Origin of the sequence: Streptomyces scabichelini (genome assembly GCF_011045015.1) — a bacterium.
Lineage (GTDB): Bacteria > Actinomycetota > Actinomycetes > Streptomycetales > Streptomycetaceae > Streptomyces > Streptomyces scabichelini.
Window position 1 is genome coordinate 1 of record NZ_JAAKZY010000119.1, and the last position, 19914, is coordinate 19914.

The window sequence follows — 19914 nt, forward strand, 5'->3', positions numbered from 1 at the left end:
GGGAGCAGGTCACTCGCGTGGAGGGGGCCGACGAGGGGGTCCTCCGGCGGAGCGGGCCGGGCGACCATGGTGTCGTCGCCGGCACGGGTGACGACGGGGAGGTAGTGCGGGTAGCGCAGGCCGCTCTCGGAGCCGTCGAGTACGCCCGCGATCCACAGGTCGCGGTCGCCCGTGTTGCGGATCTCCACCCGCACCTGGGCCGGGCGGCCGACGGGCTGGGGGCCACTCGGCCCGTACAGGACGAGGTCGAGCACGCTGGGCTCCTTCCCGTTCCGCGATTCCGCGATTCCGCGTTTGTGCGTGGCTCGCAGGTGGCTTGTACGTGATGCTGCCACGGGCCGGTCCGTGCGTCCGCGCGGGTGCGGGAAAGCGCTCACGGGCGCTGACGGGCGCTCACGGGCAGAGGGGTCGCCCGTGAGCGCCCAGGCGGGCACGGTCAGCTGTCGCCGAACTCGGCGATGAGCCGTGCCTTGGTGGTGTCGACCTGGTCGCGTACGGCCTCCACGACGTACGGCTTGAACCTCCTCCTGCCGAAGTGCTGCATCAGGCGGTCGAGCGTGACACCGGCCTCTTCGAGGTCGCCCTGGCGGGCGTAGGCGCGGGCCAGCCGGCGTGTGGCCAGGTTCAGGGTGAGGTTGTCGACGCCCTTGCCCTGCTCGGACACCTTGACCACCTGCGAGAGCTGCTCGATCCCGGACTTGGGGTCGGGCGGACGTACGGTCAGCTCGGTCTTGTCGGGGCTCAGACTCTTGAACTCGTGCTCGAAGTTGAGTCCCTTGGCCAGCCGCGCGTACACGGCGAACGGGTGCGCGCCGTGCCGCTCGATGATCTCCTGGAGCGCGTCGTTGCCGGACTGCAGCGACGGCGAGTCGGAGCCGCGCAGCGCGAGGATCTTGCCCTGGTCCTCCCCCATCATCAGCTCGGCGAGCTGTACGTCGGTCTGGCTGACGGGGTGCCTGACGGTGAGCCGCAGCACCGGCGAGACGATCCGGGAGCCGTCCGAGGCGATGTAGGACGCGCGCAGTTGATACGTGCCCGGCTGCTGGAAGTAGTGCCCGTCACGGCCGTAGCCGATGTAGGCACTGCTGTAGATCGCGGGCCTGCTCGTGTCCAGGCGGACGGTCTGGTCCTGGTCGACGCAGCGGCGCAGCAGCGGCCGGTAGAGCACGGTGCGGCCTGAGGGCTGCCGGACGGCGATGTTGACGAGTTCGTCGTCCGGGTGGAGGTGGTTGTGCGTGGAGCGTCCGCGCAGGTCGGTGGTCTCCAGCTTCAGCTCCACCACGACGGGTTCACCGAACGCGAAGCCGCCCTTGTCGGCGCGCAGGTCCAGGCGGAGACCGGACTCGTCGGTGAGCGGTTCGTCGAAGAGTTCGGGCTCGATGTCGGCGGCGCCGGTGCCGAAGGCGTTGGCCCCCATGACGACGTTCCGGTAGAAGCCGTGCCGCAGATGGATCTGCTCGTTGTCGGTGAACTGGAAGGGGAACGCGCCCCAGTAGGCGGCCGTTCCGCCGTTTCCGTTCAACGGCTGGTAGTTCTGCGCGTAGTTCATCCACGAGAGGTCGGCGAGGCCGTTGTTGTCGCCGAGCGGGGCGGGCGGCTGGGCCAGGTTCTTCTGCCAGGAGTGCAGCAGGTTGAAGGAGTGGCCCAATTCATGGACGTACGTGCGTAGTTGGGCGCGTTGCGATTCGGCGTCGGTGCCCTTGATCATGTCGTGGAAGACGGCGCAGCCCTGCCGCTGGAAGGCGTCGGCGGCGTCGAACATGATGCCGCGTACGCCCGCCGCGCCTTCGTACGCGCTGGCCACCAGCAGCCACACCTTCCACTGCGGGGCGTTGCGCCACAGGCTGAAGTTGGTCTCCATCGCGCCGTGCAGCTCGGTGTTCGTCCAGCCGTTCTGGTTGTTGGCGATGACGTTGGCGGTCCCGGACACCAGCAGCTCGATGCCGGCCTCGGCGTAGGCGCGGGGCACGGTGAGGATGCGGGCCGGGCTGCTGGGCGGCTGCGGGAGCGAACCGGTGTTGTACGACAGGAAGGGCACCGCCCCGGTCACCGAGTCCTGCTCCCACTCGACGGTGCGGAAGTACGGCGAGACGTACGGGCAGACGTATGTGGCGCCCAGTTGGCCGGTCGAGCTCAGGAACTCCACGGTCGCGGCGCCGGGCGGCTGGTTCGTGCTGCGGCGCGGGATGGTGACCTGCACGTTCGGGTGCCCGGCCTGCCAGGTGTAACTGCCGAGCCCCTTGATCACGACCTGGGTCGCGGTCCAGGAGACGGTGGGGGCGTGCACGACGAAGGAGCCGTGGTAGGCCGTCGTACCGCCGCCGGTGCCGAAGAAGTCCCCGCTGACCTTCCGCAGGACCTTGGGTCCGCCGGGCACGCTGTCGACATCAACGCGCAGGTCGAACTGGTATCCGGCGTCGTTGCCGCGGTACCGGCCCTGGGTGGGGCGGGGGGCTGGGGCCGCTGCGCCGGCCTCGGCGCTCGTTTCGGTGCTGGTCTGTGCCGTGCCCTGGTCGCTTCCCCACTCTTCGGGAAGGGAAGCGTCGGCCAAGGGGGACGCCAAGAAGTCGGCCGACCCCGTTGTCGGATCTCCGCTGGTGGTTGACATGGCGGCAAGTCCTCCGTTCGCCTTGATGCGCCGCTGGCGGGTGGCATCCGGTCCGGACACCACCCGAAGTCCCGGCCGGCCGGGAGGACTGGTGCGTGCACGTTGGCACCACACCCACGCCGCGTCAACGATCGTTTCCGTTGTCCCTCAGAAATACGACGGAACTCAGGAGCCCGCGGTCGGTGCCGCCGAGGCGCCGTACGGCTCCGTCGGCGCGAACATGTCGACATGACGATGATGCGTGCGTGGGTGGTGGCCGAGCCGGGGCCGATCGAGCGGGAGCCCTTGCGGTTGGTCGAGAAGCCGGTTCCCACGCCGGGGCCCGATGAACTCCTCGTCCAGGTGAGCGCCTGCGGAGTCTGCCGTACGGATCTGCATGTCAGCGAGGGTGATCTGCCGGTGCACCGGCCGCGCGTGACGCCCGGGCACGAGGTCGTCGGGCGGGTGGCGGGGACGGGCGGGGCGGTGACCGGATACGCGGTCGGGGACCACGTCGGGGTGGCCTGGCTGCGTCGTACCGACGGCAGTTGTGCCTACTGCGCGCGGGGGAACGAGAACCTCTGCCCGGACTCCCTCTACACCGGCTGGGACGCCGACGGCGGCTACGCGGAGTACACCACCGTGCCTGCCGCCTTCGCCTACCCGCTCCCCGGCGACGTCGACGACATCGCCCTGGCCCCGCTGATGTGCGCGGGCATCATCGGCTACCGCGCGCTGCGCCGCGCCGCGCTGCCTCCCGGCGGGCGTCTCGGTCTGTACGGCTTCGGCGGCAGCGCCCACCTGTGCGCGCAGGTGGCGATCGCGCAGGGCGCGACCGTGCACGTACGGACCCGCGACCCGGCCGCCCGGCGCCTCGCCCTCGCCCTGGGCGCCGCCTCGGCGGCCGACACGTACGATCCGCCGCCGGAACCGCTCGACAGCGCGATCCTGTTCGCCCCGGTCGGCGCCCTGGTCCCCGTCGCGCTGCGGGCCCTCGACCGCGGCGGGATCCTCTCGATCGCGGGAATCCACCTCAGCGACGTCCCGCCGCTCGACTACGAGCACGAGCTCTTCTACGAGAAGGAGGTACGCAGCGTCACCTCCAACACCCGTGAGGACGGCAGGGAGTTCCTGACCCTCGTCGGCCGCTACGGCGTACGCGCCACCACGCACACGTACCCTCTGGCCCAGGCGCAGCAGGCTCTCCAGGACCTGAAGGCGGGCCGCTTCGACGGGGCGGCCGTGCTGGTCAACGACAGCGGACGCGGACCGCGGGGCGGCTCCGTCGACTCCGCTCGGCCTTCTCCGGCCTCAGCTTGAGGCAGTCGGCCGGAGGGCGTCCGTGCGGAGGTACAGCCGTTCACCGGTCTCGTGGGTCGTCAGCCGGCCCACTCCAACAGCCGCTCCCGCGTCTCGGGCGCCCGCAGCCGCGCGAGGGACTCCTTCTCCAGCTGCCGCACGCGCTCGCGCGTCAGGCCCACATGCCGCGCCACCTGCTCAAGGGTGCGAGGCTGCCCGTCGTGCAGGCCGTACCGCAGGCTGAGGATCATGGCCTCGCGGGGCGCGAGCATGCCGATGGTCTCCCTCAGGTCCTGCGCGAGCGCCTGGTACTCGGCAACCTCCGGGGCCTGCAGCACGTCCGTGTCGGGGATGAGGTCGCCCACCACTGTCTCGCCGGTTTCGTCCACCGGCGTGTCCAGGCTGACCGCGTGCCGTCCGACGCGGCGCAGCCAGGTGACCCTGTCCTCGGCGAAACCGCTGCCGTGGGCGACCTCCTGGGCCGTGGGCTCGCGTCCGAGGCTCAGCTGCAGGCGCCGTTCGACCTTCGCGAGCTTCTGCAGCTCCTCCACCACATGCATCGGCAGCCGTATCGTACGAGCGTGCTGGGCCAGGCCCCGCTCGATCGCCTGGCGGATCCACCAGGTGGCGTACGTGGAGAACTTGAAGCCCTTGGTGTGGTCGAACTTCTCCACGGCCCGTATCAGCCCCAGGTTGCCCTCCTGGATGACGTCGAGCAGGGGCACACCCCGGTGCGCGTGCCGCTTGGCCATCGCCACCACGAGCCGCAAGTTGGCCCGGATCATGTGGTCCTTGGCCGCCTGGCCGTCATGGGCGATCGCTTCCAGCTCCCGACGCCTGTCCGGCGGCAGGTCGCGCTCGCCGGCCTCGGCCTGCCCCAGTTCCTCCAGGGCGTGCACTCCGGCCTCGATGCGCTGGGCCAGCCGCACCTCGTCCTGCGCGCCGAGCAGCGGGGTCGCCGCGATCTGGGCCAGGTACTGGCCCAGTAGATCCGGTTCCTCGTCGGGCTCGGGCACCCGGCTGCGCCGCCGGGCGGAGCGGGCGGAAGCACGACGGCGTTCCAGGGAGTCCGCCACGGGAGTCTGTGCGAGCTGAGTCTGTGCCAGGGGAGACATCTTCTCGGACCTCCGTCTCCTCTCTGTATGCAGAGCTTTGCCAATCCCTGTATGCAGAGCTTTGCGAGTACCCGAGGAGCATGGCGGTGAACTCTTGACGAGCCCGGAGGATTCCGTCACGGCAAATTGATCAGTGCCAGTCCGAGATCGGGCCGGTAGATCTTCGCCAGCGATGCCGGGCTGTCCCGCACGATCACCTCGAGGGTCGGCCACACCCGTCCCTCCAGCAGGTGACCGCCGCGGGTCGTGCTGTCCGCGAGCCCCAGTACGGCGTGCAGGTGGGCGGTCGGTCCGTCCTCTCCGACGGCGATGTCCCCCAGCAGCGACAGGACTTCGGACTGCGCGTCGATCGTGGTGCGCCGGTAGTCCTTGGCCTGGCGGTCGAACCACCCGACCGCGGCCTGCGAGAAGGCGCCCACGGCGGTCACCTGGGAGGCCCCGAGTGACTGCTCCCGCGCGAACTCGGTGATCTCGCCGACGGCCTCCTCGCGGATCGAGGACCAGCACGTACACCGGTGCCGGAGAGGCTTGCACCTGTTGCCACTTCATGCGCGCCCGAGTACCCGCCCCTGATCGCGCCAACCACCGGGGCGCGCCCGCTGGGACGGACGCATGGGAGTACCCACGTGCTTCGGATACCCGGTGTCTCGGATACGCCGTGCGGCGATCACTGACTGGCCGGAGGAATCGCGCGAGGCCGCGCAGTTGGTCATCGACGAGTACGGCGAACCGGAGGAAGCGACCGCATCGCTGCTCATCTGGCACGAGGTCGGGCCGTGGAAGCGCGTGGAGGCGTCCCGGACCTTCTACTCCCACGAGTTCCCGATCCCCCATATCGACTCGGTGGAGTCGTTCATCGACTACCGGGTCCCGCCGGAGAAGGTCACCGCGCTCGCGCGCTTCGACGGAAGCGTGGTCGTGGAGCGGACCGCGGGCGAGGTGTCGGCCCGCTGCCACGACGAACAGGCGAACTTCCTGGCCCTCAACCTCCTGCACGACATCGTCACGGACCGGAAGAGCGTCGAAGAAGCCCGCGCCTACTACGCCAAGGAGTTCGTGGACTACCGGCGCAAGGAACCGACCCCGTACATGGAACAGCTCCGCTTCCAGCCGGGCCGGGACACGGCGGATCCCGACGAGCGGGTGTTGTCGGACGAGGACCTGGAACGGGCAGCGAAGGAGGGCGAGAAGAAGTAGCCGCCAACGGTGACGCTCCAGATCCGGCACGGACGTATCTGGAAATGTCGTGGCAGAGTGGCGGTATGTGCGGCCGCTATGTCTCCACCCGCAGCCCCGAGGACCTGGCCCGGCTCTTCCAGGTCACCGAGTGGCATCCCCAGGAGGCCCTGGCGCCGAACTGGAACACCGCCCCGACCGACGACGTGCCGGCCGTCCTGGAGCGCACCCCGCGTGAGGAGGCCGAGGCCGCGTCAGTGCGGCGGGAACTGCGCCCGCTGCGGTGGGGGCTGGTGCCGTCGTGGGCGAAGGACATGAAGATCGGCGCACGGATGATCAACGCACGGATGGAGACCGTGCACGAAAAGCCCGCCTTCCGCCGCGCCTTCGTCAAACACCGCTGCCTGCTGCCCGCCGACGGCTTTTACGAGTGGCAGCAGACCAAGGACCGGTCCACGGGCAAGGCCCGCAAGCAGCCCTACTTCATCCATCCGGAGGACGGGCAGGTGATGGCGCTCGCCGGCCTCTACGAGTACTGGCACAACCCGGAGGTCGAACACGACGACGACCCCGCCGCCTGGCTGATGACCTGCACCATCATCACCACCGAGGCCACCGACGCGGCAGGCCGCCTCCACCCCCGCATGCCGCTCGCCCTCACTCCCGACCACTACGACGCCTGGCTCGACCCCCGCCACCAGGACCCCGACCGGCTGCGCAAGCTGCTCACCCCGCCCGCGGGCGGCAACCTGAACGCCCGGCCCGTGTCCATGGCCGTCAACAACGTACGAAACAACGGCCCACAGCTCCTGGACGAGGCGGACCTGTAGCCGCAGGGGAGAGCCGGGTTCTCAGGCGGTACGCCCGACCGCATGCGTCAGGTGTCAGGTGTCAGGTGTCACCTGGGCTCGATGCTCACCTCACATGATTCGATCCCGCAGCCTCAGCGTGAGCTGGTCCTTTATGTCCGCCACGAGCTCGCCGGTCCGGCCCCAGTCGACCACCAGCTCGGCCACGTGACGCAACTTGATGTTGGTGCACATGGACGTCTCGCGAAGCACGTCCCACGCCTCCTCGGGCGTCATCTGCCCCACCGCGACGACGACTCCGATCGCCTGGTCGATCACCGCGTGCGAATTCACAGCTTGCTGAAGCTGCGCGACCTCGGCCTCCAGTTGCAGGACACGATCCATGGGGCTCTCTCGCTCCTGCCCAGCACCGGAGTGCTCTTGGGTGTGGTGGTTCACGTCACCGCGGCGCCATAGGGGTCGTCGCCGTTCCATGGCTCTCTCGCCCTTCCGCTTGACCAGACGGGCATTGCCTGTTTCGGAACCTCTCACATCACCGTCACACCGATGGTGAGAAAACGCAACGAGTGAAGTCGATCTCATGTGGATCGCAAGCGGTCCTCGAACCACTCCTTGGCCATGTCGACGACCTGATCCAACGCGCCCGGCTCCTCGAACCGGTGGGAAGCACCCGCCACTTCGCGCACGGCGTGCGGAGCCGCCAGCCGTTGGGCGGCTTCCTGAGTCGACGACAGTGCTCGTGGATCCTGACTGCCCGCGACGAACAGAACCGGTACGCGTACGCGCTCCAGCGCATCGCCCGCCAGGTCCGGTTGCCCGGCCCATGACACCACCGTCAGCACCCGGTCCGGCAGCTCCGCCGCGGCCAGCAGCGCTGCGGCCGCCTCGGCGCCGGCGGCGAAGATGATCACCGGCAGTGCCCGGGTATCAGGCTGTATCTTCAGCCAGTCCACCGCGGCCACCACTCGACGGCCGAGCATGTCCATGTCTACACGGAGCTCTTCCGTCACCTCTGCCCTCCGGCCCTCCATCTCACTGAGCAGATCCAGTGACAGGGTGCCGAATCCGGCCTTGTGCAGCTCGGCGGCTACGGACCGCATACGAGGGCTGTGCCGAGATGTGTGGACGCCGTGCGCGAACAGCACGGTTGCCCGGGCCGATTCGGGCACGACGAAGTCAGCTGAGAGCGTGATGCGGTCGGCAGGCACCGACACCATCTCAGAGATCAAGACCGTCACCTGCTTACTCCTGCTGTCCGGCTGCGAGGCCGGTTGCGTCCCAGACCTTGGACCCGTGTACCCCAACCCCGGCAGGAGAACCCAGGGCGCCCATACGGCGACGGCGGTGCCACCGCCGCCCGCTGCTCGTGCTTCTCTCGCCGTGTCACGGCCGAAGGTGGAGCATGAGGTTAGCGAGCGAAGGAGGTCCGTCATGCAATCCGGAGGCTCGGATTACGACCGCTGGCTGTATTCGCACACCCCGTCGCAGGCCGAGGGCGAACGCAACGAGCCGGGCGAGCGCAGCGCGATGGAACAGCACCCCGACGTGCCCAGGACCGAACCGTCTCAAGCGGAGGGCGAGCGGGCGGACGACGTCCCGACGGGAGAGTGAGTTTTGCGGGTGGGCGTTGGGGGATCCGTGACGACGGCAGGAGGTGGGCATCGTCGAGGAGCGCGGCCAGCCGCGGCCGTGGCATGTCCACCGCGCGCGCCACAGCTCCTCCCGCGCCCAGCAGAGTGATTTCGTGTATGCCGGTCGCACGCGCGTCAACGTGCCGTCCCAGGTGCTGTGCGTCTTGCCGTTACCTTCCAGGGGAAGCCGACGCAGGCACTCCGGCTTGCCCGTGCAACAACGAGGAGTTGACCATTCATGGCCGTGTGCGAGGTCTGCCACAACGACTACGAGTTGTCGTTCGAGGTGCATGCCGCGGGAGCAGTCCACACCTTCGACAGCATCGAGTGCGCCGCCCAGAGGATGGCGCCGATCTGTGACAACTGCCAGTGCCGCATCCTCGGCCACGGCCTCCAGGCGGACGGACAGTTCTTCTGCTGCGCGCACTGCGCCCGCCAGAAGGGCTTCGCACAACTCGTGGATCACGCCTGACGGTCGGATCCCCCTCGGTATGCGGGGAGTGGGGGCTGGAGGGACGGGTGGATCTGGACGCTGTCGCCGACGAGCTGTACGGTCTGCCGCCGGGTGATTTCACCGCCACTCGCAACGAGCGTGCCAAGGCCGCCCGCGCCGCGGGGGACGTGGGGCTGGCGGAAGAGATCCGCCGTCTGCGGCGCCCCAGCCTGGCAGCGTGGGCCGGCAACCTGCTGGTACGCGAGCAGCCGGACGAGACCCGGCGTCTTCTCCAGCTCGGCGAGGCACTGCGGCAGGCACACCGGGATCTGGACGGCGAACAACTGCGGAAGCTGTCGGCGCAGCAACGGCACGTGACGTTCGCTCTGGCGCGGGAGGCCGGCCGGCTGACTGCAGAGGCCGGGCAGCGCATCAGCGAAGACGCACAGCGCGAGGTCCAACAGACCCTGCACGCGGTGTTGGCCGACCCGCAAGCCGCCGAGCAGTGGGCCCAGGGGCGTCTGACCAAGGCATTGAGCGCCCCGGTCGGCTTCGCCGCCCTGCCTCAGGAGCCCGCGGCACCTCCGGCTGCGCGCCGCGGCACCAAGGCCAAGGGGCAGGTGGCCGATCTCGACGCCGCGCGCTCCCGTCGCCGGGAGCAGCAGGAACGCCTTCAGCGGGCCCGGCAACAGGCCGCGGACGCCGAGCGGGAGATGCAGGACCGCGAGGACGAGCTGGCCGCCGCCCAGGACGAACAGCGCGCGGCCGAGGAACAGCATCAGCGGGCGGAGCAGCGCGTCGCCGAGCTGTCCCAGCAGCTGAAGGAAGCCGAGGACGAGCACCATCAGGCCCGGGACGCCGCCCGGCACGCTCGCGACCATGCGCGTGACGCCGACCGGGCCGCCCGCGCGGCCCGGCGCCGGGCCGAGGACGCCGCCGCACACGCCCGGCAGCTCGCCGAACGGATGCACCGCACGCCGTAGGCGGCGTAGCCGACCGGGAGCCGGCTGATGAGTTGGTTCACTCTCCGCCGGAGACCGTCTTCGCAAGCTTGATCCGGTTGGCGCCGCGTGCCTGGGGTGCCGGGCGGAACCTGTCGGTCGGCCGCGCCGAGTACTCACGTTCGTCCTTGCGTGGTCCCACTACGTGATCCGCTGTGAGTGATCTCCCAGGTGGCGGGCGCCGGGGCCGAGGGCGAGGGAGCGGTGGGTGCTGCTCAGCCCAGATGGTCTTTCCTGTCGGCGTGTGACGGGTGCCCCAGCGCTCGGCGAGCTGGCCGACCAGGAACAGGCCACGGCCGCCCTCATCCAGCGTACGGGCGCGCCGCAGGTGCGGAGCGGTGCTGCTGGCGTCGGAGACCTCGCAGATCAGGGCGGCGGTGCGAATGAGCCGCAGCTGGATGGGGGCACTGGCGTGCCGGATGGCGTTGGTGACCAGCTCGCTGACGATCAGCTCAGTGGTCGGGACGGCGTCCTGCAGACCCCAGGTCGTGAGCTGGTCGGCGGCCCGCCGGCGCGCGTCGGCGACGACGACGGGGGTGGCGGGCAGGTCCCAGGAGGCCACGTGCGAGGGGCCCAGGGCGTGGGTGCGGGCCACGAGCAGGGCGACGTCGTCGTCCGGTTGCTCGGGCAGAAGTGCCGTGACGACGTTGTCGCAGGTGGCCTCCAGCGATCGGCTGGGCTCGGCCAGGACCTGCACGAGTTTCTGCAGTCCGGCGTCCACGTCGCGGTTGCGGTTCTCGACCAGTCCGTCCGTGTACAGGACGAGCAGGCTGCCTTCGGGCAGGCGGACTTCGGTGGCCTCGAAGGGGAGACCGCCCACGCCGAGAGGGGGGCCCGGTACCAGGGGAATGAACCCCACTGAGCCGTCCGGCATGACGACGGCGGGCGCGAGGTGGCCGGCACTGGCCAGGGTGCAGTGGCGGGACACCGGGTCGTAGACCGCGTACAGACAGGTCGCGCCCACCTCCCCGGCGGATTCGATGCCCTCTTCGATCTCTTCGAGGATGAGGTCGTCGAGCTGGGTCAGCAGTTCATCGGGAGGAAGGTCGACATCGGCCAAGGTGCGCATCGCACTGCGCAGCTGGCCCATGGTGGCGGAGGCGTTGATGCCGTGGCCGACGACATCGCCGACGACCAGAGCCACACGGGCTCCGGAGAGAGGGATCACATCGAACCAGTCGCCTCCCACACCTGTCTGCGGTTCCGCGGGCAGGTAACGCATCGCTGTCTCCACTGCCGGCTGCGCGGGCCGGTGGTACTGAAGCAGGCGGCGCTGCAGGGTGAGGTCCGCACCGTCGGTCTCCTGCCGGGCGGCGTGAACGAACCACTCGACATGGTCATCGGCACCGACCAGCGGGTAGGCCCGCACATCGGCCTCCACCCGTTGGCCGTCCCGGTCGCGCAGCGCGACCCGCCCGGTCCACGCCTCCTGCTGGGCGACGCTCCGCCAGGCCGAGTCCGGAAGGCGAGCAGCAAGAAGATCGGACGCCGGACGCCCGATCGCCTCACCCGGCTCATATCCGAGAAGCAGTCGGGCACCCCGGCTCCACGCCGCCACGACACCCTGGGCGTCTACGGCAGCCGCAGCATTCTCCGCCACCAGGGGGTTTTCGTACATGTCCTCATTCCCCTTTCCATTGTGCTCCCGAACTCGCGCTGTCTCCCGGCCGCTCCGGCTCCGCACAGCCGGGTCCTGGCCCGACAACCGGGCCACAGGTATGGCGACGGGTTCTGGGGAACTCGGCGAAGACGGAATGAGGAGATGGGAGCGACACCCACACAGCTGCGGGCCGGGAACACGCGCCGGTGGCAGGCGGCAGTGGCGCCAGTGAGGAGGAAGAGGACGATGATTTCCGACACCGTCATGGTGCCGACGGGCGAGGCGGTCCTCACCGGTGACCTGGTGGTGGCCGGCCCGGTGCGATCGGTGGTGCTGCTGGTGCGAGGCAGCGGCAGCGCACGGAGCAGCGCGCCCAACCGCACGGTCGCCACCGAGCTGCGCAAGGCCGCTCTGGGAACCCTGCTCCTCGATCTGCTGACGGAGCGTGAGGAACGTACCGACGCGTCGAAGAGCACGCACCGCTTCGACATACCTCTGCTGGGCCAGCGGCTGGTGGCCGCCATCGACTGGCTGGACCAGCAGCCGGACACGGCCGGAGTGCCGGTCGGGCTGTTCGCCGCCAACACAGCCGCGGCCGCCGCGCTCCAGGCCGCCGCCGAGCGGCCGGCCCGAGTGCATGCCGTGGTCTGCCGGGATGGGCGACCCGATCTGGCGGGCGACGCACTCGAGCAGGTGCGGACCCCGGTATTGATGATCACCAGTGACAACGAGGACCTCCTGGGGCTGAACCGTCAGACCGCTGAGAGGCTTTCCCCACCGCACAAGATCCACGTTGTGCGCGGCAGTACGCCGCTGTCCGCAGAACCCGAGGCAGTGCACCAAGTGGCCACCGCCGCCCGAGAGTGGTACGTGCACCCCGGAGCGGACCAGCCCAATGCCGCGTGACAGCGCCCCTTCCTGGTCAGCACTCGGCGCTGTGACGCCGACACGGCGGAGACGAGTCGGCCATGAGCTCGATCTCGATACTGCGGGAGATGCGCCGGCTGGCCGAGCGGACCCCGGCGCACCGGGATCGCCATGTCGACTTCCTGCGTGCTGTCGCGATCGTTGTCGTGGTGGTCGGCCACTGGATGGCCGTGCACGTGACCTACGACGGTGAGCTGTACGGCGACACTGTCCTCCAGCTCGTGCCGTGGACCCGTCCGTTCACCTGGCTGTTCCAGGTCATGCCGGTCTTCTTCCTGGTCGGCGGTTTCGCCAACGCGGCCTCCCTGACCGCCCACCACAACCAGGGCGGCAACGCCGTCGGCTGGACGCTGCACCGCACCGACCGCCTGGTCCGCCCCACGACACTGCTCCTGGCCGTCCTGGCCTTCGCCGCCCTCCTAGCCAAGGCCCTCGGCATGGATCCCGGCCTGATCGGCACCGCTGTCTGGCTGGGCGCCCTCCCGCTGTGGTTCCTGACGGCCTATCTGGCGGTGGTGGTCCTCACCCCGCCGATGCTGGCCCTGCACCGCCGGTACGGTCTGGCCGTACCGATCGTGCTGACCCTTCTGGTGGCCGTGGGGGACGCGGCGCGGCTGGTGCTGCACGTTCCCTACGTGGGAGAGGCCAACTTCCTGTGCGCCTGGCTGGCCGTACATCAACTCGGTTTCGCCTGGCAGGACGGGCGACTGCCCGACCGGCGCGGTGTCTCGCTCCCGCTCGCCCTGACCGGGCTCGCCGCCCTGGTGCTGCTGACGGTGGTCGGTCCGTATCCGGTCAGCATGGTCGGGGTGACGGGGCAGGAGCTCCAGAACACGTCACCGCCCACCCTGGCGCTGCTGGCGCTGGCCGCCACCCAGACCGGACTGGCCCTGCTGTTGCACCGCCGGGCACGTCGGTGGCTGGGCCGCCGCACCCCGTGGACGGCCGTGGTGGCGGTCAACTCGGTGATCATGACACTGTTCCTGTGGCACCTGACCGCTGCCGTCCTCGGCGCGCTGGCGTTGTATCCCACGGGACTGCTGCCGCAGCCGCCACCGGCGTCGCCGACCTGGTTCCTGGTCCGCGTCCCCTGGCTCATCGTGCTGGCGCTGATCCTCGCGGTGCTCGTCGCCGTATTCGGGCGCTTCGAGCGAGGCACGGGTCCCCGGCCCGCGCCGGGCAGCGCGACCGGCGTACTGCCGGGCCTGCTCACTCTCACCGGTGTGGCCTGTGTCCTGGCCGGGCTCCTCGGTATCGCCCTGGCAGACCCGGGCCATCACGGTCCCGCCGGCCTGCCCACGCTGGCCCTGGCCGCCTACTTCACCGGTGCCGCAACGTTGCGGTGCGCCCTGGCGGTCTCACTGGTCCGGGGCGGCGACGCACCACTGAGACCTGAGATCCACAGCCCACCTCCACGATCGCCCTGACCCGGACGACCCGGCGACCCGACGCCCCGGCCACCTGGCGACCCGGCTGCCCCGGCCGCCCCGGCTGTCGCAGCGGATACGACCGGGGCCGACGACTACCGCGACTACTACGGCGACGCCGGCCCCTCGCGGCTGCGGAATTGGCGGGTGGAGGAGCCGTCCGGGGCCTCCGGGTCGGTGAGAACCACCACCTCGTCGCCGGCCTTCAACTCGGTACGGTCCTGGACCGGGACGAGCCGCCCCCGCCGGATGACAAGCGCGACCCACATGGTGTCCGGCAGTTCGAGATCCGCGATCAGGGTGCGGTCCGCCCGCGACCCCGGCTCCACGCGATGGCGGCGCAGTCCTTCGGGCCGCTCGCGGAAGCGCACGCCCAGGGCCCAGGGTTCGAGGGGAACCTGGTGCATGGGCACGCGGCACCATCTGGCCACGACGGGCAGCAGCGTGCCCTGTACGAGTACTGACACGGCGACGACGACGAAGACCACGCCATAGACGCGCGTCCCTTCGACCTCGTGTGAAGTGAGCACGAAGCTGCCGAGCAGGATCGGGACGGCTCCCTTGAGGCCTGCGAAGCCGAGGAACACCCGCTCCCCGACGCTCAGCCGGGCCGGTGTGAGGAGTACCGCCACGATCAGCGGCCGGACGACCAGCATCAGCAGCGCCGCGACGGCCAGTCCCTCGATCCACGCTCCATACGCGAGGTAGTCACCCAGGGAAGCGGTCATGCCCAGGCCGACGAAGGCACTGATCTCCCCCAGGCCGGCCAGTGCACCGTGGAACCGTTCGATCTCCGGCTTGTACGGTGCGTGCGCGTCCCCGAGCGTGAGGCCCGCGACGAAGACAGCGAGGAAACCGGAGCCGTGCGCCACCGTGGCCAGGCCGTAGACCGCGAACACCCCGGCGAGCGTGCCGAGCGGATACAGCCCCTCATCCGGCAGCGGCACCCGGTGGAGCAGTGCCTCCAGCGCCCGGCCTGCGGCCACTCCGACGGCGATGCCGATGGCCGCCTGCACGAGGAACAGCGTGGAGATGTGCGCCACCGCACCGGCCCCTGTGCGGTTGCCCAGTTCGAGCAGTCCGGCCAGCAGGGCGACTCCGACCGGATCGTTGACGCCGGACTCTCCTTGCAGCACCGTCCCGCTGCGTCCCGTGATCTCCCTTCGCCCCAGGACGGAGAACAACACCGCGGGATCCGTGGGTGACAGCGCGGTGCCGAGGAGCAGCGCGGGCAGCCAGGCGAGATCCAGCAGCAGGTGCGCAAGGACGGCCAGTGCTCCCGCTGTCGCGAGCGTTCCCACGGCTCCCAGGAGGGCGATCACTCCGGCCTCCGGCCGAAAGCGGCGCGGGCCGAGGCGCATGCCCCCGTCGAAGAGGATGAGCACGAGACCGACGGTCACGAGGTGCTGGATGACCTCGATGGGGAAGTCGCGCAGGGCGGGAACGAGCGCGGCCGCGATCGCTGAGGCGGCGAGGCAGAAGGCCGGGGCCGGAATCCTGGTGCGCTCACTCAGCCGGTTGGACAAGAGGGCGCCCAGAACCACCACGGCCAGGGCCAGCAGCGTGAACCCCAGGTTCTGCATGTCCTGCGTCACCGGAGCCGGCCTCCCGCCAAGGGAGACTCCGGTCCTGGCCGGGGATGTCGCTCAGGGGCCACCGCGCTTCTTCTGCTCCCGTACTGCCTCGGGTTCGGCCCCGGCGTTCCTCGGCACCACGGTGTCGTCGGGTGCGTCGGCGTCGGCCGGTGCGGGCGCCGTGGTCCACATTTCACCCACGGCGGGTAACCCCGGAGGCCGGGTTCATCACCTGGCCTCCTGGCCTGGGGGGACCACGTGTACGGGCGGGTAACTCACGCTCCCGCAACCACCGTCACGCATCTGAAGGCGGTGGCAGCTCGGTGAAGAGAGTCAGCTGAAGAGCGCCTGGCGCCTCGAGCCGGGAGTTCAGCGAGTTCCACGGGGTGCGCGTCGGCTCGGCGACCACCTCGGCTCCGGCGGCGGCCAGTGTCGACGTGGTGGCGGCGGAGTCGTCGACCTGGAAGGCGACCCGAATGTGGCCGGCCACTCGCCGCCCGACCTCGACTTCGTCGATGAAGGCGGCGTGGTTCGGATCAGTCAGCTCGAGGGTGGCTCGGCCCGCGTCGAGGATGGTGACCCGTCCGTCGGGCGAGGTGAACGCGCCCCGCTCGGTGAGCCCGAGGACGTCACGGTAGAAGTGCAGCGCCGCGTCGTAGTCGTCTGCCGTGACCACCAGGCGGAGTTCGCGGACGGCCGGTTCGTCGGGCATGTCGCCTCCTTCGAGATCTCGAGTACCGACTCGTCAACCCGCCGGTCGGACGGACAATTCCCCATGCCCGACGGGTAGTTGTGCGGTGATGTCCGTACGGTGTCGGCGGCCACGGGCTGCACCAGGGCTCTGCGTGGGCGGAGGGACGGGCCTACGGCAGCAGCGAGACCCGGATCCCGACCGTCCCCTTCTCTCCGCGTCGCAGTCGGCTGCCGAAGAGGGTGAGTCGGCCGAAGATGCCGTATTTGCGGGCGATGAGCGCGCGGTAGCGAGCGGTGACGGCCTGGTCGCAGACCTCGGCGGTGGCGGGGACCTGCTCGCCCGTCGGATTTCCGCGGGCGTCGCACGGCCCCACCAGGACGTCGGCGCGGTTGCGGATCCGCTTCACCTTCCAGGCGTCCGCGGCCGACCAGACACCGAGCGCCTCGCCGTCCCGCACCACCCACACGGGGGTCGCGATCCCCGTACCGTTCTTCCGATAGCTCGTGATCAGCAGGTACTTCTCGGCACCGAGCCGGTCCAGCGCAGACTTATCCACGCCTGGAGTCTAAGCGGCACCGATTCACCGGCGTACGCTCCCGCGGCCCGAAGCCCCGTGCCAGACTCCGACGATGAGCTTAGGGACGATCAACGCGGCGGCAGCGGGGACTTGGCGGCTCGGTGACCTCACGGTCAACCGTCTCGGATTCGGCACGATGCGCCTGACCGGCAGCGGCGCCTTCGACGCGGGTACGCCGAGTGACCGTGGACGGTCCCTCCACGTGCTGCGGCGCGCGATCGAACTGGGCGTCAACCACATCGACACCGCCGCCTTCTACTTCTCGTCCCTGCGCTCCGCCAACGAGCTGGTGAACTCGGCTCTTGCTCCCTACCCGGACGACCTGGTCATCGTCACCAAGGTCGGCCCGGGACGCGACCCGTCGGGCGAGTGGCTGCCCTGGGCGTCGCCGGAGCAGCTGCGCGGCCAGGTTGAGGAGAACCTGCGCCAGCTCGGCCGGGACCATCTCGACGTCGTCAACCTCCGTATGTACGGGCCGCGTTCGCTCGCCGAGCACTTCGGTGCGCTGGCCGGGCTGCGCGAGGCCGGGCTGATCCGTCATCTCGGTCTGTCCAATGTCGGCCCGGAGCAGCTTGCCGAGGCGCGGGCCATCGCACCGGTGGTCTGCGTCCAGAACCGGTACGGGCTCGACACGCGCACCGCCGACGGTGACGACGTACTGCGGATCTGCGGTGAACAGGGCATCGCCTTCGTGCCGTTCTTCGCCATCGCCGGGGAGGGGCGCGAGGCGGGTGCGAGCGACACCGGCGGCGCCGAGGTGCTCGCCGTCGCCCGTGCCCACGGCGCGACGCCCGTGCAGATCCGGCTGGCCTGGACCCTGCATCGCGGTCCGCATGTCCTGGCCATCCCGGGGACCGGCAGTCCTGACCACCTCGTGGAGAACGTGGCAGCGGGCGCGATCCGTCTCTCGGACGACGAACTCGCCCGCCTCGCCCGGTAGTTGGGGAGTCATGGCTGACAACACTCTGTGGGTGGCGGCGCTGACCGCGGGGACCGCGGTGCTCGCGAGTTGGGTGACCAGCCGCGGCACCGCCCGGGCGGCGCGCATCCAGGCGGACGCGGCCGCCGCGACCGTGCAGGCGGACCGGCTCCGGGCGGCCCGGCGCGCGGCGTACGTCGACGTCATCGAGCAGGCCCAGCGCATGGGAGACCTCTACTGGAAGGTGACCGACGCACACGAGATCGCTGACGCCGACGAGCGCCTCGGCGCGCTCAACGACCTGCGGCTACGGCTCCGCGGCGAGTACGCCGTGCTGCGTCAGCGCGTCTGGGTGGCGGACCTGGAAGGCCCGGCGGAGGTGGCCTCGGCCGCGGACCGGCTCCGGCGTTCGACCAGCGACAACTACCGGGCGCTCGGGGCGATGATCGCCGGTGAGGCGGACGCGGCCCAGCGGTTCAACGACTGCTACGCGCCTTTCTGGCAGTCGGTCGTGGTCTTCGTCGAGGTCGCTCGCCGCGCCCTCCACGAGACGCGTACGGGCTGATTCCTCTCCGGCCGTCGGGTACTCGCTCAGCGACATACAAAGCCTCGGACGAGGGGCTCTTCATCTCGAATGGATACCCCCCTGGGTATTTCTGTTAGAGTGAGGGCCAGATACCCCCGGGGGTACATCGTCCTGTGAGGAGTCGTAGCCGTGTTCTTCGTCGACACCCTGGAATTCGAGGGGCTGGGAAACCGCAGCTACCTTGCGGGAGGCCCCCGCGCCGCCGTGGTGGTGGATCCGCCCCGCGACATCGAGCAGGTCATCACCGCGGCCGCCCGGCGCGGAGTGCGTATCGCCTGCGTGGTGGAAACCCACGTGCACAACGACTACGTCAGCGGTGGTCTGGAGCTGGCCCGTGTCAGTGGCAGCCGCTATCTGGTGCCGGCCGGAGCGTCCGTGTCGTTCGCCCGTACTCCCGTCGCCGACGGCGACACCGTCACCGTGGACGAGGGTCTGGTCCTGCGGGCCGTGGCCACCCCTGGCCACACCCCGCACCACACCTCGTACGTACTGGAGGAGGACGGCCGGGCGGTGGCGGCGTTCACCGGCGGGTCGCTGCTGATCGGCACGGTGGGCCGACCGGATCTGGTCGAGCCGCGGCTGACCGAACAGCTGGCCCGCGCCCAGCACGCCTCGGCCCACCGACTGGCGGGCGAGCTGGACGACCAGGTCCCGGTGCTGCCCACCCACGGCTTCGGCAGCTTCTGCGCCGGCTCGCAGGCCGAAGGCGACGCGACCACGATCGGTGCGGAGCGCAAGAACAACGACGCGCTGACGAAGGACGTGGACGCCTTCGTCGCGGAGCTGCTCGCCGGACTGGACGACGTACCCGCGTACTACGCGCACATGGGCCCGGTGAACGCCGCCGGACCGGCACCGGTCGACCTCACCCCACCGCGGCCCGCCGACGCCGAGGAGATCGCCTCCAGGCTGGCGGCCGGTGAGTGGGTGGTGGACCTGCGGGGCCGCGTCGCGTTCGCCGAGGGCCATGTCGCCGGATCGTTCAACTTCGAGGGCGAGGGCAAGCTCGCCACCTACCTGGCGTGGCTGATCCCCTGGGGCAAGCCCGTCACGCTGCTCGCCGACGCCCCCGAGCGGATCGCCGACGCACAGCGTGAGCTGGCCAGGGTGGGCATAGACCGCCCGGCCGCCGCCGCGAGCGGCGATCCCTCCGCCTGGATACGTACGGGAGAGAAGCTCGCCTCCTTCTCACGTGGCCGCTTCACCGACCTGGCCGGTGTACGCGACGACGTCGTGGTTCTGGACGTACGGCGTGACTCCGAACGCGCGAGCGGCTTCATCGACGGCTCGGTGCACATTCCCATCCACCAGCTGCCCGGCCGTGTCGGCGAGGTGCCGTCCGGCGTGGTCTGGGTGCACTGCGCCGGTGGTATGCGCGCGGCGATCGCGGCTTCCCTGCTCGACGCCGCCGGCCGGGAGGTGGTCGCTGTCGACGACGGCTTCGAGGCCGCCGCCGATGCCGGACTCTCCCTCACCCGCCCCGCCGGTACCGCCAGTTCCGCCGGTACCGACTGAAGCGCACCGCGCGCCCGCTCCCGTACAAAGGTGATCGATTCATG

The 19914-nt window shown here is 70.2% G+C and carries 21 protein-coding genes and 1 pseudogene; 11 read left to right on the forward strand and 11 right to left on the reverse strand.

Annotated elements, in window-relative coordinates; genetic code table 11:
• Together G5C60_RS30775 and G5C60_RS30780 are read right to left on the reverse strand one after the other, a co-directional pair.
• On the reverse strand, positions 1–254 hold a 254-nt coding region (locus tag G5C60_RS30775; RefSeq protein WP_165264275.1), incomplete at its 3' end, for a hypothetical protein.
• Positions 255–436: 182 nt separating this feature from the next.
• On the reverse strand, positions 437–2608 hold the full coding sequence (locus G5C60_RS30780) for a hypothetical protein (RefSeq protein ID WP_165264276.1): 2172 nt from the start codon (positions 2606–2608) through the stop codon (positions 437–439).
• A 237-nt stretch (positions 2609–2845) separates the two neighbouring features.
• Between G5C60_RS30780 and G5C60_RS30785 the strand changes: the two genes are divergently transcribed.
• A complete protein-coding gene (locus G5C60_RS30785; protein WP_206440205.1) occupies positions 2846–3907 on the forward strand; it encodes a zinc-binding alcohol dehydrogenase family protein in 1062 nt (353 codons plus the stop codon).
• Between the two features lie 59 nt (positions 3908–3966).
• On the opposite strand, the gene G5C60_RS30790 is transcribed toward G5C60_RS30785, so the two are convergent.
• A complete protein-coding gene (locus G5C60_RS30790; protein WP_165264278.1) occupies positions 3967–5001 on the reverse strand; it encodes a sigma-70 family RNA polymerase sigma factor in 1035 nt (344 codons plus the stop codon).
• A gap of 116 nt (positions 5002–5117) precedes the next feature.
• Complete coding sequence (locus G5C60_RS30795) at positions 5118–5429, reverse strand: PPC domain-containing DNA-binding protein (RefSeq protein ID WP_338145978.1); 312 nt, start codon at positions 5427–5429, stop codon at positions 5118–5120.
• A gap of 184 nt (positions 5430–5613) precedes the next feature.
• Between G5C60_RS30795 and G5C60_RS30800 the strand changes: the two genes are divergently transcribed.
• Both G5C60_RS30800 and G5C60_RS30805 read left to right on the forward strand, forming a co-directional pair.
• Positions 5614–6198, forward strand: a complete 585-nt coding sequence (locus G5C60_RS30800; RefSeq protein ID WP_206440203.1) for a hypothetical protein — start codon at positions 5614–5616, stop codon at positions 6196–6198.
• A 65-nt stretch (positions 6199–6263) separates the two neighbouring features.
• A complete protein-coding gene (locus G5C60_RS30805; protein ID WP_165264301.1) occupies positions 6264–7007 on the forward strand; it encodes an SOS response-associated peptidase in 744 nt (247 codons plus the stop codon).
• Positions 7008–7097: 90 nt separating this feature from the next.
• On the opposite strand, the gene G5C60_RS30810 is transcribed toward G5C60_RS30805, so the two are convergent.
• Together G5C60_RS30810 and G5C60_RS30815 are read right to left on the reverse strand one after the other, a co-directional pair.
• Positions 7098–7370 (reverse strand): ANTAR domain-containing protein, encoded by a 273-nt coding sequence (locus tag G5C60_RS30810; protein ID WP_165264279.1) that lies wholly within the window; start codon positions 7368–7370, stop codon positions 7098–7100.
• 194 nt (positions 7371–7564) lie between these two features.
• Positions 7565–8224 (reverse strand): dienelactone hydrolase family protein, encoded by a 660-nt coding sequence (locus G5C60_RS30815; protein ID WP_338145979.1) that lies wholly within the window; start codon positions 8222–8224, stop codon positions 7565–7567.
• A gap of 193 nt (positions 8225–8417) precedes the next feature.
• Here G5C60_RS30815 and G5C60_RS30820 point away from each other — a divergent pair, with 193 nt between their 5' ends.
• The 3 genes from G5C60_RS30820 (at position 8418) to G5C60_RS30830 (ending at position 10033) form a co-directional block, all read left to right on the forward strand.
• The gene (locus tag G5C60_RS30820; protein ID WP_165264280.1) at positions 8418–8597 is read left to right on the forward strand and encodes a hypothetical protein; all 180 of its coding nucleotides are present in this window, start codon (positions 8418–8420) and stop codon (positions 8595–8597) included.
• Positions 8598–8855: 258 nt separating this feature from the next.
• The gene (locus G5C60_RS30825) at positions 8856–9089 is read left to right on the forward strand and encodes a hypothetical protein (RefSeq protein ID WP_165264281.1); all 234 of its coding nucleotides are present in this window, start codon (positions 8856–8858) and stop codon (positions 9087–9089) included.
• Between the two features lie 47 nt (positions 9090–9136).
• Positions 9137–10033 (forward strand): coiled-coil domain-containing protein, encoded by an 897-nt coding sequence (locus G5C60_RS30830; protein ID WP_165264282.1) that lies wholly within the window; start codon positions 9137–9139, stop codon positions 10031–10033.
• A gap of 220 nt (positions 10034–10253) precedes the next feature.
• Here G5C60_RS30830 and G5C60_RS30835 read toward each other — a convergent pair.
• Positions 10254–11669, reverse strand: a pseudogene (locus tag G5C60_RS30835) (SpoIIE family protein phosphatase); the annotation flags it as partial.
• A gap of 228 nt (positions 11670–11897) precedes the next feature.
• Here G5C60_RS30835 and G5C60_RS30840 point away from each other — a divergent pair.
• Together G5C60_RS30840 and G5C60_RS30845 are read left to right on the forward strand one after the other, a co-directional pair.
• Positions 11898–12557, forward strand: coding sequence for a dienelactone hydrolase family protein (locus G5C60_RS30840; protein WP_165264284.1), 660 nt, complete (start codon positions 11898–11900; stop codon positions 12555–12557).
• 62 nt (positions 12558–12619) lie between these two features.
• On the forward strand, positions 12620–14005 hold the full coding sequence (locus G5C60_RS30845) for an acyltransferase family protein (protein WP_241267197.1): 1386 nt from the start codon (positions 12620–12622) through the stop codon (positions 14003–14005).
• Positions 14006–14112: 107 nt separating this feature from the next.
• Here G5C60_RS30845 and G5C60_RS30850 read toward each other — a convergent pair whose 3' ends face one another.
• The 4 genes from G5C60_RS30850 to G5C60_RS30860 form a co-directional block, all read right to left on the reverse strand.
• The gene (locus G5C60_RS30850; protein ID WP_338145980.1) at positions 14113–15600 is read right to left on the reverse strand and encodes a cation:proton antiporter domain-containing protein; all 1488 of its coding nucleotides are present in this window, start codon (positions 15598–15600) and stop codon (positions 14113–14115) included.
• A 51-nt stretch (positions 15601–15651) separates the two neighbouring features.
• Positions 15652–15780 (reverse strand): hypothetical protein, encoded by a 129-nt coding sequence (locus G5C60_RS53280; protein WP_277611394.1) that lies wholly within the window; start codon positions 15778–15780, stop codon positions 15652–15654.
• 94 nt (positions 15781–15874) lie between these two features.
• Positions 15875–16291 carry a VOC family protein gene (locus G5C60_RS30855; protein ID WP_165264285.1) on the reverse strand — a complete coding sequence of 139 codons (417 nt, stop codon included), beginning with the start codon at positions 16289–16291 and terminating at the stop codon, positions 15875–15877.
• 151 nt (positions 16292–16442) lie between these two features.
• Positions 16443–16829, reverse strand: coding sequence for a PPOX class F420-dependent oxidoreductase (locus G5C60_RS30860; protein WP_165264286.1), 387 nt, complete (start codon positions 16827–16829; stop codon positions 16443–16445).
• Between the two features lie 73 nt (positions 16830–16902).
• Here G5C60_RS30860 and G5C60_RS30865 point away from each other — a divergent pair, with 73 nt between their 5' ends.
• The 3 genes from G5C60_RS30865 to G5C60_RS30875 all read left to right on the forward strand — a co-directional run bounded on the left by G5C60_RS30865 (position 16903) and on the right by G5C60_RS30875 (position 19870).
• Positions 16903–17790, forward strand: a complete 888-nt coding sequence (locus tag G5C60_RS30865; RefSeq protein ID WP_165264287.1) for an oxidoreductase — start codon at positions 16903–16905, stop codon at positions 17788–17790.
• Between the two features lie 10 nt (positions 17791–17800).
• Entirely contained in the window at positions 17801–18334 is a 534-nt protein-coding gene (locus G5C60_RS30870; RefSeq protein WP_165264288.1) for a hypothetical protein, read from the forward strand.
• Positions 18335–18484: 150 nt separating this feature from the next.
• The gene (locus G5C60_RS30875; protein ID WP_165264289.1) at positions 18485–19870 is read left to right on the forward strand and encodes a rhodanese-like domain-containing protein; all 1386 of its coding nucleotides are present in this window, start codon (positions 18485–18487) and stop codon (positions 19868–19870) included.
• Positions 19871–19914 lie beyond the last annotated feature (44 nt).